Raw genomic sequence first — 14473 nt, 5'->3', positions numbered from 1 at the left:
AACCTTGCACAAAGCATGTACGGCTATCGCCTACGCCTGACGCTCATCACGCAGCGCACGGTTCACAGCTGAAATCATCGCCTTCAAAGCCGCACGAGTCGTCGAGTTATCCACACCGATACCCCACAGCACGCGAGAACCAACAGCAGCCTCAACGTAGCACGCAGCGTTAGCAGTCGACGAAGACGACATGGTGTGCTCCGAGTAATCCATCACGCGAATATCCACGCCCTCGCCCGACAGGATGTTCTGCAGAGCATCCACCGGACCGGTACCCGAAGCCGAACGGGTGTAAGTGTGACCATCAATGTTCAGACCAACACGCAGAGTGGTCGCACCGGTATCAGCCGAATCAATGTTAATCGACTCAATACGGTACTTACCCCAACGGTTCTGCGGATCCGGAGCCGGCAGGTACTCATCCGCGAAGATGTTCCACAGCTTCTGGCTGGTCATCTCGCCGCCCTCAGCGTCAGTACGAGCCTGAACAATCTTCGAGAACTCAACCTGAGCACGACGCGGCAGATCCAGGCCGTGATCCTGCTTCAACAGGTACGCCATACCGCCCTTACCGGACTGCGAGTTCACACGAATAATCGCCTCGTAGGTACGACCCAGGTCGCGAGGATCAATCGGCAGGTACGGAACCTCCCAATAAACCTCATCCACGGTCTTACCCGCCTCAGCAGCGGTACGCTCCAGAGCCTCAAAGCCCTTCTTAATAGCGTCCTGGTGAGAACCAGAGAACGCAGTGAACACCAGGTCGCCACCATACGGCGAACGCTCGTGCACCTTCAACTGGTTGCAGTACTCAACAGTCTTACGGATACCGTCAATATCAGAGAAATCAATCTGCGGATCAATACCCTGGGTGTACATGTTCAGACCCAAAGTAACCAGGTCAACGTTACCGGTGCGCTCGCCATTACCGAAGAGGCAACCCTCAATACGGTCAGCGCCCGCCAGGTAACCCAGCTCAGCAGCAGCCACGCCGGTACCGCGGTCATTATGCGGGTGCAGCGACAGCACAATGTGCTCGCGGTGGTTCAGGTTGCGGTGCATCCACTCGACAGAGTCGGCGTACACGTTCGGGGTAGCCATCTCAACGGTAGCGGGCAGGTTCACAATCAGCTCGCGGCCGTTCTGACCAATCTCCAGTTCCTCAGCCACAGCGTTCACCACGCGAGCCGCGTACTCAAGCTCGGTGCCGGTGAAGGACTCGGGCGAGTACTCGTAGATGACCTTAGTATCAGAAATCATCTGCTCTTCGTACTTGCGGCACAGGCGCGCACCCTGCAGGGCGATATCCAGCACGCCCTCCTGATCCTGGTTGAACACCACGCGACGCTGCAGAACGGAGGTCGAGTTGTAGAAGTGCACAATCGCCTGCGGTGCGCCCTCAATCGCCTCAAAAGTGCGGGCAATCAGGTGCTCACGCGCCTGCACCAGAACCTGAATGGTCACGTCCGAAGGAATGTGGCCATCCTCAACGAGGGTGCGCACAAAATCAAAGTCAGTCTGCGACGCCGAGGGGAAACCAACCTCAATTTCCTTGTAACCCATCTTCACCAGCAGCTTGAACATCGCAAGCTTACGGTCGGTGTCCATGGGGTCAATCAGCGCCTGGTTGCCGTCACGCAGATCCACGGCGCACCAGCGCGGAGCCTTCTCAATGACCTTATCCGGCCAAGTGCGGTCCGGCAGGTCAACAACAATCTGCTCGTGGAAAGGGCGGTACTTGTGTACCGGCATGGGGCTGGGCTTCTGGTGGTTTTTCATGATGAATTCCTGTTGGTTGGTCCGTCTCGCTCTACCCCACTTGTGGGGCTCGTACCGTGCCGGGTATCGGTCCCCGGCAGCCGTGGTCAAGGCGGTGCATCAGAAAGGATGCGAAGGTGAGATGCCGCGTCAAAAAGCCGGAACGGTTGCGGCAGATTCTAGCGTGCCCCGTTCCGGCGAATAAGCAGCAGGTTCACTGCCTGGCGGGTAACCCCGCGCATGCTCTCACCGTCAATAGTCATGCCTCCACGCTATCACAGGGGTCGGAGGCGGTGGCAGGGCACCCGGGAAGCCGTCCATCATCTGGAAAGAATCAACGACAAAGGGGCGCAGCCACCATTTCTGGCGCTACGCCCCTTCACTCAATATTCACGTATCTGCGCTATGTTCTACTAGCTACAACCTAGTAGGCGAAAGCAGTCTGGCACTTGTGCTGATCAGCAGTCTGACCGGTCGCGTTACCCGCAATCGCAGCCTCCTGCTTCTCCATCGCCTCACCGGACGGGAAGTCAGTACCAATCGTCACCGACACGCCCAGAACCTCTTCAGTAGCCACCACGCGGGTTACGTTCAGCTTCGCGGCGATTTCCTTCGCTTCCGCCTCGTAACCGGTCGAGTAGAACACCGTGGTGAAGTTCGTCGGGCTAGCGGAGGTACCCGGAGTAACATTCGTGTAGCCCAGGCCCTCAATCACCGAAGCGATCGTAGCCGAGCGGCCATCCAGACCGGTCGCGTTGTACACGTTCACCGGAACCGTACGATCCAGCTGAACCGGAGCGGCAGCAGTAGCCGGCGCCTCCGGAGCCTTCTCCTCCTTCAGCGACTTATCATCACGCAGACGCTGGAACACGTTCGCAGCATCCGCAGAAACCTGCAGACGGTTCTCATCCTGGCTCCACGGCTCAGTCGGCACGGTCGCAAACACAACGTTCGACAGGTCCACGCCACCAAGAGTCGCACCAACACCCGCCAGAGTGCTGATATTACCCAGGTTCTTATCCACCGTCACGTTCTGAGTAATCGCCTCAGCAATATTAATCAGACGGCCAGGATTCGACAGAGTACCCTCGCTCTTCACCTTACGCAGCAGCGAAGACAAGAAGCCCTGCTGAGCCTGAATACGACCAATATCGGAACCATCCGAGAAGCCGTGGCGGCTACGCAAGAATGCAAGAGCCTGCTCACCCTCAACAGTGGAAGTACCCGCAGGAAGCTTCAGGCCACTGTACTCGTCATCAATCGGAGCGTCCACACACACCTGAACGCCGCCGACGACCTTCGACAGCTCCTTCACAGCGTTAAAGTCCACCAACATAAAGTGGTCAATATTCACACCGGTCAGCTTGCTAATGGTCGCCACAGTACAACCGGCACCACCGCGAGACAGAGACTCGTTAATCTGAACGTTCTCCTCAGCCGGGTACACGGTGCCGGTCTCAGGATCAGTACACTGCGGAACATCAACCATCAAGTCACGCGGGAACGACAGCACGCTCACGTTCTTACGGTCCTTACTGATCTGCAGCAGCATCATCACGTCCGCGCGAGCCTCAGAATTGCGGTCATCCTCATCACCGTACGCGCCGTTATTACCCTTACGGGTATCGGAGCCAATCACGAGAATGTCCAAGGCGCCGTTCTCCAGGCCGTCCTTGTAATTGCTGATGTTCAGCTCCTGAGTATGCAGATTATTGCGCATACGCAGAGCCACCACGCCACCAAAGCCAACAACAATGACGAGCATGCAAGCAATAAGCAGAGCAATCCACTTATTGCGGTTTGAAGTCATCACCGTCGTGCGCATATGACGACCGGTGCTTCGTAAACGAGGTGCCTGGGGCATACCTTTTCTCTTTCTGCCGGTGAGCAAGTGCTTTCTCAGAGTAACACTCTTCCCTATGAGCGCCGAATGAGAGTGAAAAGTTTCACCCGGAGGCATGCACATATTTCTGCAAGCCACCGGGTGAAAACTATGGATGCGCGCCCACCCCGAAGACAACCTCTCAGGGCCACCTTTCGGGGTGACCTCGCAGGGGTGACCTCTCAGCGCAAATTCTCTGGGCGATGCGCTCAGGAAAGCTACTAGAATCCCAGGCGGTTCAACGCACGCGCGTCAGACTGCCATTCCTTCGCAACCTTCACATGAATATTCAGGTAAACGCGGGTACCGAGCAGCGCCTCAATCTGCTCACGAGCCTTCGTACCAATCTTGCGCAGATTCGAGCCGCCCTTACCGATAATGATGTACTTCTGCGACTCACGCTCCACAAACAGGTTCACGTGCACATCCAGCAGCGGGTTATCCGCCGGGCGACCCTCACGGAACTCCATCTCCTCAACCGTCACAGCAATCGAGTGGGGTAGCTCCTCACGCGCACCCTCCAGAGCGGCCTCACGCACCAGCTCCGCGATGAGGGTTGCCTCCGGCTCATCGGTCAGCTCACCCTCCGGGTATAGCGGCGGCGACAGCGGAGTGTACTGCGCCAGCAGGTCAGCAACCGCATCCACCTGGAAATGCTTCACAGCAGACACCGGGATAATCGCAGCCCAGCCGCCCTTACCGTCAACCGGCATCGGCTCAGCAACCTCACCGGCACGGCGCTTAGCCGCAGGACCCGAACCCTTCGCGAAAGGCACAGCATCATTCTTGCCGCCCTTACCCTTGGGGCCCTTACCCTTCTGCTTCGCACGATGCGCGGCGCGCTTAGCACGAGCCGCACGCTCAGCGCTCATGACCTCCTCGCCGAGCGCCTCAACAGCCAGCAGCTGCTCACGCAGCTCCTCAGAGCTCACCGTGTCAGCCTTCGTCACAATAGCAACCACCGGCTTATTGCTCGACGCCACCAGCTGCGAGGCAATGTAACGGTCACCCGGACCGATCTTCTCATTCGCCGGAATGCAGAAGCCCAGCACATCCACCTGCGAAAGGGTGCTTGCCACCAGGTCGTTCAGACGCTCACCCAGCAGAGTGCGGGGGCGGTGAATACCCGGGGTGTCCACCAGAATCAGCTGGTACTCGTCCTTGTGCACAATACCGCGGATCGTGTGGCGGGTCGTCTGCGGACGGTTCGAGGTGATAGCCACCTTCTGACCGACCATAGCGTTCGTCAAAGTAGACTTACCCGCATTCGGGCGGCCCACCAGCGACGCGAAGCCCGAGCGGAAATTCTCCGGGTAGGTCGGCAGCGGGGTGCTCAAGTCCAGAGTGCTCAAATCGAGCGGGGTGTACTCCTGGTCCATGTGTTTCTCCTTATCAAATCCCGGGGTCAAACCCCGGGCGGGGTGTGTGGGGTGCCAGCCTCATCTGCCTGCGCCTTTTCGGGGCGGGGCGGCCGACTCAAAGCGTGTTAGGGAAGATGCTGTGCATCTATGTTCGGTATCTAGCGGTTGCCGTGCGTATCGGTGGCAGGTTCGGCCTCTGCAATATCTCCCGGAAGATCCGGATGTGCGTGCGGCTCAGCCACAGCGGGCGGCTCGGTATCCACGGTGAGAATGTCAGCGGCCTCAGACTTCAGGGCGTGAGACTCCGGGAAGGACGCCGCGGAACCTTCAGCGTTCTGCCGCTGCTCATCACGAGGCGGCTCATACCACGCCTGCAACATGTCCACCTGGTGGCGGCGGCCCGACGAACCAATCGCACGAATATGAATGCCGTCAAGCTCAATCTCAGAACCGACAATCGGCACCATGCCCAGATGCTTAGCGAGCAGACCGCCTACCGTATCAACATCTTCATCGTCGAGTTCACGGCCGAAAATCTCGCCCAGCTCATCAATACCCAGACGGGCAGAGAGACGGAACGTGCCGTCATCGTTCAGCGTGTACTCGGGGCGCTCATGGTCGTACTCATCAGAAATGTCGCCGACCAGCTCCTCAATCAGGTCCTCAAGCGTGATCAGACCGGCGGTGCCGCCGTACTCGTCAACAACAATCGCCACGTGCGTGGACTCGCGCTGCATCTCACGCAGCAGGTCCATGGCGCGCTTCGACTCGGGCTCAAAACGAGCCGGGCGCATCAGCTCAACTACGGTCGGCAGGGCGGTACCCTCCGGAGACTCCGAATGCAGGATGAAGGCGCGCATCGCATCCTTCAGATAGAGCACGCCCAGAATCTTATCGCTCGAATCACCAATCACCGGCATACGGGAATAACCCGAACGCAGGAACAGGCTCAGTGCCTCACGCAGAGGGGTGTCACGGCTGGCGGTGAGCATGTCGGTACGCGGAACCATGAGCGAACGGATGCGGGTATCGTCCATCTCAAAGACGGACTGCACCATCTGCGCCTCGTCGTCCTCAATGGTTTCAGCATCGGAGGCGCGGTCCAGGAACTCGCGCAACTCCTCCTCATCGAACACGCCGACCGGGGCCTCAGCCGAACGTTCCGGCGCCAGGCGCACACTGAGCTTATCGAGCAGACCGGTCGCCGGGCTCAGCAGAACCGACAGGTAGTGCACCGGTCGAGCCAGCACACGAATCGACGCAACCGGGCGGTTACGACCCACCGAACGCGCCAGCACGTGCAGAATCGGGTAGCCCACCAGCGCAACAATCACGAGGGTCAGCACGACGGCGAGCGCGTGCACCTCGACCAGGTTCAGCAGGCAGGTCATGGTGGCGAGCACCGCGGCGGCCGCCGCAATGAGGCGGGTCAGGCGCAGCGGGTGCGTGTATGCCTCGGAGTCACCGTCGAGGGTACGCTGCAGGACGCGGGCACCGAGGGTGTCCGGGTGTGCCTCCACCGCTTCCTCAGCCTCGTTGTGCGGCAGGTAGGTGAACGCAGTTTCGGCGATCGCCGCGACCACGGTCAGGCAGAGCGCGAGAACGGCGAGGAGGGCCGTGAATAGAATGTCCACGCCGCTCCCCTAGTGTCGGGTTTCGACCGGTGCCGGGCGGCCCAGGAACTCTTCGAGGATGGAGCGCTGAATGCCGAACATTTCAGCTTCCTCTTCGGCGGTGCCGTGGTCGTAGCCGAGGCAGTGCAGAATGCCGTGGGTGGTGAGCAGGCACAGCTCGTCGAGGGTGCTGTGGCCCGCATCTGCGCCCTGACGGGCGGCGACGGGCGGGCAGAGGATGATGTCACCGAGCATGCCGCTGGAGGGGTTTTCGGGGGTTCCCGGTTCCAGCTCGTCCATGGGGAAGCTCATCACGTCGGTTGCGCCGGGCAGGTCCATCCATTCGATGTGCACGCGCTCCATTTCGTCTTCGTTCACGATGGCGATGGACAGGTAGGTGTCATCGGCAAGGTGCATGCGCTTGAAGGCGTGCTCGACGAGGCGGGTGAGCACCTCGGTGTCTACCGCTTCGAAAGATTCGCGGATGAAAGCATCGGTTGCCGGGTCGGCACCGGTTGCGGGTTCTTCACAGTCGAATTCGATCTCTGCCACCGTTTAGCGTCCTTCCGGGGTGGTCTGTGCGTTGTCGGGGTTCTGCGCGGCGTTCTTTTCGGAGCCGCCGTTAATGCCGGCGCGGTCCAGCAGCTTTTCGGCTGCGGCCTCGATGGTGGCGCGCTTGACCTTGCGGTTGCGCTTGCGTTCCATTGCCTTCTGGTCTTCGCCCCACTGATCGTAGGCGGACACAATGTTCGACACCAGGGTGTGGCGAACCACGTCAGAGGATTCCAGGATGCTGAAGTGAATATCCTCCACACCCTGCAGAATGTTGCGCACCTGCTTCAGACCGGATGCGGCGCCACCGGGCAGGTCAATCTGGGTGATGTCACCGGTAATGACCATCTTCGAGCCGAAGCCCAGGCGGGTCAGGAACATCTTCATCTGCTCGGCGGTGGTGTTTTGCGCCTCGTCAAGGATGATGAATGCGTCGTTGAGGGTGCGGCCGCGCATGTACGCCAGCGGTGCGACCTCGATGGTGCCCGCCTCCATGAGCTTGGGGATGGTTTCGGGTTCGAGCATGTCGTGCAGTGCGTCGTAGAGCGGGCGCAGGTACGGGTCGATCTTCTCGTTGAGGGTGCCGGGCAGGAAGCCCAGACGCTCACCGGCTTCCACGGCGGGGCGGGTGAGGATAATGCGGTTCACTTCGTGGGTCTGCAGCGCCTGCACAGCCTTCGCCATGGCGAGGTAGGTCTTACCGGTACCCGCCGGGCCGATGCCGAAGATGACGGTGTTCGCGTCGATAGCGTCCACGTACTTCTTCTGGTTAATGGTCTTGGGGCGAATCGTGGTGCCGCGGGTGGAGAGGATGCTGGTGGACAGCGAGTGCGCCGGGTTGCTCAGTTCGTCGCCGAGCATGCCCATGAGGCGGTGAATGACCTGCACGGTAATCTGCGTGTCGTGGCTGGAGAGCACGCGCAGTTCGTTCAGCAGCTTTGCGGCGGTGTTCACGGCCTCGGAGGGGCCGGTGATGAGCACGTCCAGGTCCTTGGGGCGCAGGCTAATCTGCTCGAAGTAGTCCTCGATAATTGCCAGGTGCGCGTCCTGCGGGCCGAGCACGGCAATCATTTCTGTGGCGCTCTTGAAGGATACGGTGCGCGCGGTTGATAGAGGTCGGGAGGTAGTCATATGGGCTCCTTGGCTAGTGATGTATTTACAAGTATAGATGTGCGTGATGTGTCACGCTCGGGGTGGGCTCTATCAGCTAGGTTCTAGCAGGCGCTTTTACCGGCTGGACTGTGCCGGAGCTGGACTTGAGCGGCGGCGCTCTACCGGAGGTGCTCTACCAGCGACCCAGCACCACGTTCAGGGTGCACATGGCGGCGGACCCGGCGGTGGAGGAGCGCAGCACCTCGTCACCGAGTAGTGCCAGCTGTGCGCCGGCCTCGGTGAAGAGCTGCACCTCGCGGTCGCTGATGCCGCCCTCGGGGCCGACGAGCAGGTAGATCTCTTCGGGCAGGTTCTCCGCCTCTACAAGCGTGCGTGCCAGGGCGCTCAGTCGTTCGGTGGCCTGCTCGTGCAGGATGAACACGGCGGCAGACTGCTCCGAGCCGGCTACTTCTTCAATGAGTTCCACCAGGTCGGCGGTGTTGTACAGGTCGTACACTTCGGGAATGAGCGCACGGCGCGACTGCTTCGCGGCGGCGGTGACGGTGTTCTGCCATTTGGTGTGTGCCTTGGAGGCGCGTTCCCCCTTCCACCGCACGATGGACCGGTCCGCACTCCACGGAAGCACACCGTACACGCCTAGCTCGGTCGCGGTTTCGATGGCGAGCAGGTCGCGACCGTCCTTCGCGAGCGCCTGCACCAGGTAGATAGAGGGCACGCTACGTTCCTCGCGTAGCTCCTGCACCTGCACGCTCACACCGTCCGCGTTAATGGAGGCGACCGTACCGAGTGCGCGGCGGCCGGTGCCGTCACCCAGGTCGATGCGTTCGCCGAGCTCAAGGCGCTTGACGAGGGCGTGCTTGCCTTCGGAGCCGCCGAGCGCGCAGATGGCGCCGGGGGTGAGTGCGTCGTATTCTTCCGTGCTGATGTAGAAGATGGGGGCGCTCATGGTTCTCCTTGAGGTGCGGTTTGAAAGCGTGGGTAGTGTGCGGGTGGCGTGTGAAATAGGTGTGTGGCTTAGCGCGGGCACGTACAGCGCTTCCTGTCAGCAGTACTAACAGCAGCGCTAACAGGAAAGCGGCGGGTGCGGGTTGAGTACCGCACCCGCCGCATCCTCAGATTGGTGTAGGGATCCTACTTGAACTGGTCCTTCAGGCGGGAGAAGAGACCGCCGCGGTGCTTGACCTGCGAACCCTCAGTGAGGGATTCACCGCGCAGGGCGGCAAACTGGCGCAGCAGTTCACGCTGTTCTTCGGTCATGTCGGTGGGGGTGACCACCTGGATACGCACCAGCAGGTCGCCGCGACGCTCGGTGCCGAGCACGGTTGCGCCCAGGCCGTTGAGGGTGATCACGTCACCGCTCTGAGTGCCTGCGGGGATAACAACTTCCTGGTCGCCGTCGAAAGTCTTCAACGGGATGGTGGTACCCAGCGCCGCCGCAACCATGGGGATGTTCACGGTGGTGACCAGGTTGTCGCCCTCGCGGCTAAAGTACTTGTCGCGCTTGACGTTCAGGTCAATGTACAGGTCGCCATTGGGGCCACCGTACAGACCGGCCTCGCCCTTGCCGCGCAGGCGGATACGCGCCTGGTCGTGCACGCCGGCGGGAACGTTGAAGGTCAGCGGCACATCTTCACGGACGCGGCCCTGACCGTGGCATTCAGGGCAGGGAGTCTTGATGACGGTGCCGTAGCCGTGGCAGTCGGGGCATTCAACCTGCTGCATGACGGTACCGAGGATGGACTGCACACGGCGCTGCATGAAACCGTGACCGGAGCAGGTAGTGCAGGTTTCGGGCTGGGTGCCCTCTGCGGTGCCTTCACCGTTACAGGACTTACAGGTCACGGCGGAGCGACGCTCAATGGTCTTCTCAACACCGAACACGGCGTCCTGCAGGCTGATGGAGACGGTAATCAGGTCGTCCTGGCCCTGACGCATACGGGATGCGGGGCCGCGGGCACCTGCCGCGCCGCCGGTAAACATGTTCAGCAGGTCCTCGAAACCGCCGAAGCCGCTGAATCCGCCGCCCGGGTAGCCGCCGCCTCCGGGGTAGCCTGCGCGGCCCTGTTCGTCGCCGGTGGTGTCATAGTTGCGACGCTTTTCAGGGTCGGAGAGCACCTCGTAGGCGAGGGTGACGCGCTTGAACTCTTCGGCTGCGTCCTCGGAGGGGTTCACGTCGGGGTGCAGCTGGCGTGCCTTCTTTCGGTACGCCTTCTTGATCTCTTCGGGGCTGGCGTCGTTCGATACGCCGAGAGTATCGTAGTGGCTCATGCGTTTCCTTCCTCTCGAGACGATGGCGGTGCTCGATGAGTGCACCGCCAACAATGGTCGTATCAATTCTAGGGGATACTACCCCCGACCCGATACAATGGCTAGGCTGAAAGGGGGTCGCTCCCGCTATCCGCTTAATCTGCGGGGTGCCCGACCCCTGTTTTAGTTCCCCTGCCGGTTCTCTCTAAACTGTTCCGGCGCTGCCACCGCCCTACCGGCTCTGCTGCCCCTACCGCCCCAAAGGAGAATACGTTGAGTACCCACCACTCCCCCTACGGCTGGGGTGCCCAGGATCTAAACGCCGCCCGCATGAGCCGCCAGGCGCCGCCCCCGCGTAAGGTGCCGCTGCGCCGCGGCCTGCTCATTGAGGATATTAACGGCTGGGTGGGTGAGGTCGTGAAGGCTGAACGCATCGGCGGTGCCCTCTTCTTCGGACTCGAGGATGCGAAGGGTCGCGTGAAGAACTTCCCGCTGGGCCCTGGCTACCTGATCGAGGGTGAGCCCGTTGAGATTGTCGCCCCGGTGGCTGCGAAGGAGCCGAAGCGCACGATTTCTCGTTCCGGTTCTATTGCGGTGAAGAACGCCCCGGCTAGGGTGGCGCGCGCCTCCCGCATCTGGGTTGAGGGTCTGCACGACGCCGAGCTGGTGGAGAAGGTCTGGGGCCACGATCTGCGCGTTGAGGGCATTGTTGTGGAGCCGCTGCACGGCGTGGATGATCTTGCCGGCGCTGTTCGTGAGTTCGCGCCGGGCCCGGGCCGCCGCCTGGGTATTCTGGTCGACCACCTGATTGAGGGCACGAAGGAGCAGCGCATTGTCGCGGAGGCGATGGCTGTGCCGGGTGCCGCCGGGCACGTAAAGATTGTGGGTCACCCGTTCATCGATATTTGGCAGGCAGTCAAGCCCTCGGTGCTGGGTTTGAAGGCATGGCCGCAGGTGCCGCGCGGTGAGGACTTCAAGAAGGGCACGCTGCGTCGTCTGGGTCAGCCGCATGAAACGCAGGCGGATGTGGCGCAGGCGTGGAAGCACATCCTCTCCCGCGTTGACTCCTACGCTGACCTGGACCCCACGCTGCTCGGTCCGGTCGAATCGCTCATTGATTTTCTGACCGAGCCGGGCGCCTAACCCCACCCTAACCGCACCCGCAACCCGTTATTCCGCCCCCGTCTGCGGGCGTAGGTGTGAGCTTGCTCAGAACCTTTCCCTCCAGGGCATTATCCTGTGGGTTTTGCCCGCTCAAGCGGTACAATGGTTGAGCGTGTGGTATTGCCCCTGTGGGTTTATGTTGCACCATCACTACACTCTTAGGTCACCACCGCTCAAACGACTCACCTCCTCGGAGGGCAGATCCACCGGCTTCGGTGATCACCACAAGAAACTTCTATCGAACCAGGATTTTCGTGACTAACGATGTTCGCCCGGCAACCGGGCCTCAGAAAACCCGTAAGATTAGCGTGATTCAGGACCGCAACCGTGCGACTCTCGCTCATTTCGGCGGCATTCTCGGCATCATTCCTTCCGCAGCGGTTTTCTACGTCAGCCGCAATAACGCACCCTTCGCTGAGCAGGAAGCTCGCGAGGCGATGAACTTCACCCTCCTGCCCTCCATTGCCCTGGTGGTGCTGTGGGTTGTATCGTTCCTGCCCGGCATGGGTAACATTGCTATGGTTCTGGGCGCGCTCGTGTGGCTGTTCATGGCTATTGCGTCGCTGCGTGCCGGCATTGAGGTGAACCGCGGTGAGCCGTACAGCTACCGCTTTAACCCGCGCCTGCTGGACCGCTTCTACTCCACCGAGAACGCAGAATCTACCGAGTCCTAAAAACCGCGCTGCCCCATAACCACGTGATTCTAGGACCGCGCTGATAGCTTTTACGCTGAACGCCCCGCACGTTGTGTGCGGGGCGTTCTACGTTTAAGTACTGCTACTCTACAGGCTACTGGCGGAGGCGCCACTAAGGCGGGCCCGTGCCTGCCGTTGTTGATTCTGCGGCTGTCGGGTGTTCTGTGTCCGCTGGTTCTGCGCGTGTAGGGCTTGCGGGTTCTTCTGCCGGGGCTTCTTTGCCCAGTGCGCGTGAAGTGCCGCAAACTCTACCGAATGGTGCTGTACATAATCGTTGTTAAACGATCGTGGGCCCCTGTTACCAGGAGCCCACAACCGTATTCACTCAACTTCAGCAAAGACGAGAACACGCTGTTAGACATATACCGTCCTGCCATGACCTATTATGGCACAGCGTAACCTTCAACCACAACTTGAAATTAGAGGTTTTGGGAAAATTTTTCTCAGGAAAGTATTCGAAAAATACGCACCCTAAAAATGGTATGAAAGAGTGGAAAATTCTTTCAGCTAGTCCAGCACAAATGCGAACAATTAGCACGCCCGTGTAAGGTTTAGTACTCCCCTGACATTCCTCCAAAAAGCCCCGAAAAAATTTTTAAAAATTTTTCTGAACCCACAAAAAACGCCCCGAAATCACCGAAATATTACGGCGATTCCGGGGTGTACGCCGCGCGCAGGCGGCAGCAGGGATAGGGATCAAGCGGAGCTACAACAGGTTTAAGCCAAGGCGCAGCTCCAGCTGAAAAGCCCCTTATCACGCAGGTATTTCTTAGTGCTCCTCGTGCTCTTCCGAGACTTCCGGGAGCAGCTCACGGGTAACCGCGTCCCCCAGCAGGCGGCCCTTCAATGTCAGGCGCACGTGAGCTTCAGGGTCAGGTTCAGCCTGAGAAGTTAAAGCATCAGGCTCAATCAGAGCTTGAGAAACCAGCCAGCGCAGGGAGGCGCCCAGCTGCGCCTCATCGTGCACGGCGAGCAGCTCGCGCATCGCCAGGCCCTCACGCACACGGATCATGAGCATAATCGTCTCAAAAGCACGAGTGGCGGTGTCCAGCACCTCACGTGCCGCCGCCGGGGACTCCCCCGCACGCACCTGCTGCGCGTACGGCACCGGGTGCTTCACGTTCCACCAGCGGGTACCGTTCACGTGCGAGTGCGCGCCGGGGCCGATGCCCCACCAGTCCTGGTTGCGCCAGTAGGCGAGGTTGTGGTCGCTGCGGGTGTCCTCGCTGCGCGAGTAGTTGGAGACCTCGTACCAGTTGTAGCCGGCTTCGGTGAGTAGCTCTTCGGCGAGCAGGTACATGTCTGCCATGAGGTCTTCGTCGGGCATGGTGTATTCGCCGCGGCGAATCTGCGCGGCAAGCTTCGTGCCGTCTTCCACGATGAGCGAGTACGCGGAAATATGGTCCGGTTCGTAAGAGATCGCGGCGCGAACGCTTTGCTCCCACTGTTGCAGGCTCTCCCCCGGCGAACCGTAAATCAGGTCCACAGACACCTGCAGGCCGACCTCCTTAGCCCAGGCGACGACCTTCGGTACGTTCGACGGCGTGTGGGTTCGGTCGAGCACCTGTAGCACCTCGGGGACGACGGACTGCATGCCGAAGGATACGCGGGTGAAGCCGCCGTCCTTGAGGGTTTGCAGGTCCTCGCGGGTGACGGAGTCGGGGTTCGCTTCGGTGGTGACTTCTGCGCCTTCGACGAGGCCGAATACGTCGATGGCTGCCTGCAGGATGCGTACGAGGTCGCGGGCGGGCAGTTTGGTGGGGGTGCCGCCTCCGAAGAAGACGGTGTGCATGGGGCGTTTTGCGACGCCGGATGCTTCGAGGGTGCGGGCGGCGAAGAGGATTTCTGCGATGGCGTCGTTGGCGTAGGTGCCGAGGCCGATGCCGTCGCCGAAGTCTTCGGTGGCATAGGTATTGAAGTCGCAGTAGCCGCAGCGTACGGAGCAGAAGGGGATGTGTACGTAGAGGCTGAAGTCGCGGGTTTCGCATCCTGCCGCGCTGGTGGCGGGGATGCGCCCGTCGCGGGGTGCGGGGGCGCCGGTGGGCTGGGCGGGCATTCTGCCTCCTGGAACTAGGTGTAGAGGTTGGG

11 protein-coding genes are annotated in these 14473 nt (G+C 60.7%); 2 read left to right on the top strand and 9 right to left on the bottom strand.

What is annotated here, in order from left to right:
• Nucleotides 1-30: 30 nt before the first annotated feature.
• From leuA to dnaJ, 8 genes are all read right to left on the bottom strand, one after another.
• The gene (leuA, locus tag LPB405_RS00190; RefSeq protein WP_219101413.1) at nucleotides 31-1779 is read right to left on the bottom strand and encodes a 2-isopropylmalate synthase; all 1749 of its coding nucleotides are present in this window, start codon (nucleotides 1777-1779) and stop codon (nucleotides 31-33) included.
• A 403-nt stretch (nucleotides 1780-2182) separates the two neighbouring features.
• Complete coding sequence (locus tag LPB405_RS00185; RefSeq protein ID WP_219101411.1) at nucleotides 2183-3622, bottom strand: LCP family protein; 1440 nt, start codon at nucleotides 3620-3622, stop codon at nucleotides 2183-2185.
• 239 nt (nucleotides 3623-3861) lie between these two features.
• A complete protein-coding gene (locus tag LPB405_RS00180) occupies nucleotides 3862-5019 on the bottom strand; it encodes a GTPase Era (protein WP_219101409.1) in 1158 nt (385 codons plus the stop codon).
• Nucleotides 5020-5159: 140 nt separating this feature from the next.
• Nucleotides 5160-6635 carry a hemolysin family protein gene (locus LPB405_RS00175; RefSeq protein WP_219101407.1) on the bottom strand — a complete coding sequence of 492 codons (1476 nt, stop codon included), beginning with the start codon at nucleotides 6633-6635 and terminating at the stop codon, nucleotides 5160-5162.
• A gap of 9 nt (nucleotides 6636-6644) precedes the next feature.
• Entirely contained in the window at nucleotides 6645-7166 is a 522-nt protein-coding gene (gene ybeY, locus LPB405_RS00170; RefSeq protein ID WP_005505992.1) for an rRNA maturation RNase YbeY, read from the bottom strand.
• Between the two features lie 3 nt (nucleotides 7167-7169).
• The gene (locus tag LPB405_RS00165; RefSeq protein WP_219101405.1) at nucleotides 7170-8297 is read right to left on the bottom strand and encodes a PhoH family protein; all 1128 of its coding nucleotides are present in this window, start codon (nucleotides 8295-8297) and stop codon (nucleotides 7170-7172) included.
• A gap of 154 nt (nucleotides 8298-8451) precedes the next feature.
• Entirely contained in the window at nucleotides 8452-9225 is a 774-nt protein-coding gene (locus LPB405_RS00160; protein WP_219101403.1) for a 16S rRNA (uracil(1498)-N(3))-methyltransferase, read from the bottom strand.
• Nucleotides 9226-9410: 185 nt separating this feature from the next.
• Complete coding sequence (gene dnaJ / locus LPB405_RS00155; protein ID WP_070634046.1) at nucleotides 9411-10547, bottom strand: molecular chaperone DnaJ; 1137 nt, start codon at nucleotides 10545-10547, stop codon at nucleotides 9411-9413.
• A gap of 252 nt (nucleotides 10548-10799) precedes the next feature.
• Between dnaJ and LPB405_RS00150 the strand changes: the two genes are divergently transcribed.
• The gene (locus LPB405_RS00150) at nucleotides 10800-11669 is read left to right on the top strand and encodes a DUF3097 domain-containing protein (RefSeq protein ID WP_219101401.1); all 870 of its coding nucleotides are present in this window, start codon (nucleotides 10800-10802) and stop codon (nucleotides 11667-11669) included.
• 275 nt (nucleotides 11670-11944) lie between these two features.
• On the top strand, nucleotides 11945-12364 hold the full coding sequence (locus LPB405_RS00145) for a DUF4870 domain-containing protein (RefSeq protein ID WP_219101399.1): 420 nt from the start codon (nucleotides 11945-11947) through the stop codon (nucleotides 12362-12364).
• Between the two features lie 790 nt (nucleotides 12365-13154).
• On the opposite strand, the gene hemW is transcribed toward LPB405_RS00145, so the two are convergent.
• Nucleotides 13155-14441: a radical SAM family heme chaperone HemW gene (gene hemW / locus LPB405_RS00140; RefSeq protein ID WP_219101397.1), complete on the bottom strand. Its 1287-nt coding sequence runs from the start codon at nucleotides 14439-14441 to the stop codon at nucleotides 13155-13157.
• Nucleotides 14442-14473 lie beyond the last annotated feature (32 nt).

Source organism: Rothia mucilaginosa (genome assembly GCF_019334805.1).
Lineage (GTDB): Bacteria > Actinomycetota > Actinomycetes > Actinomycetales > Micrococcaceae > Rothia > Rothia mucilaginosa_C.
Note: the sequence above shows the minus strand (reverse complement) of the source record. Positions and strands in the feature narration are given on the sequence as shown.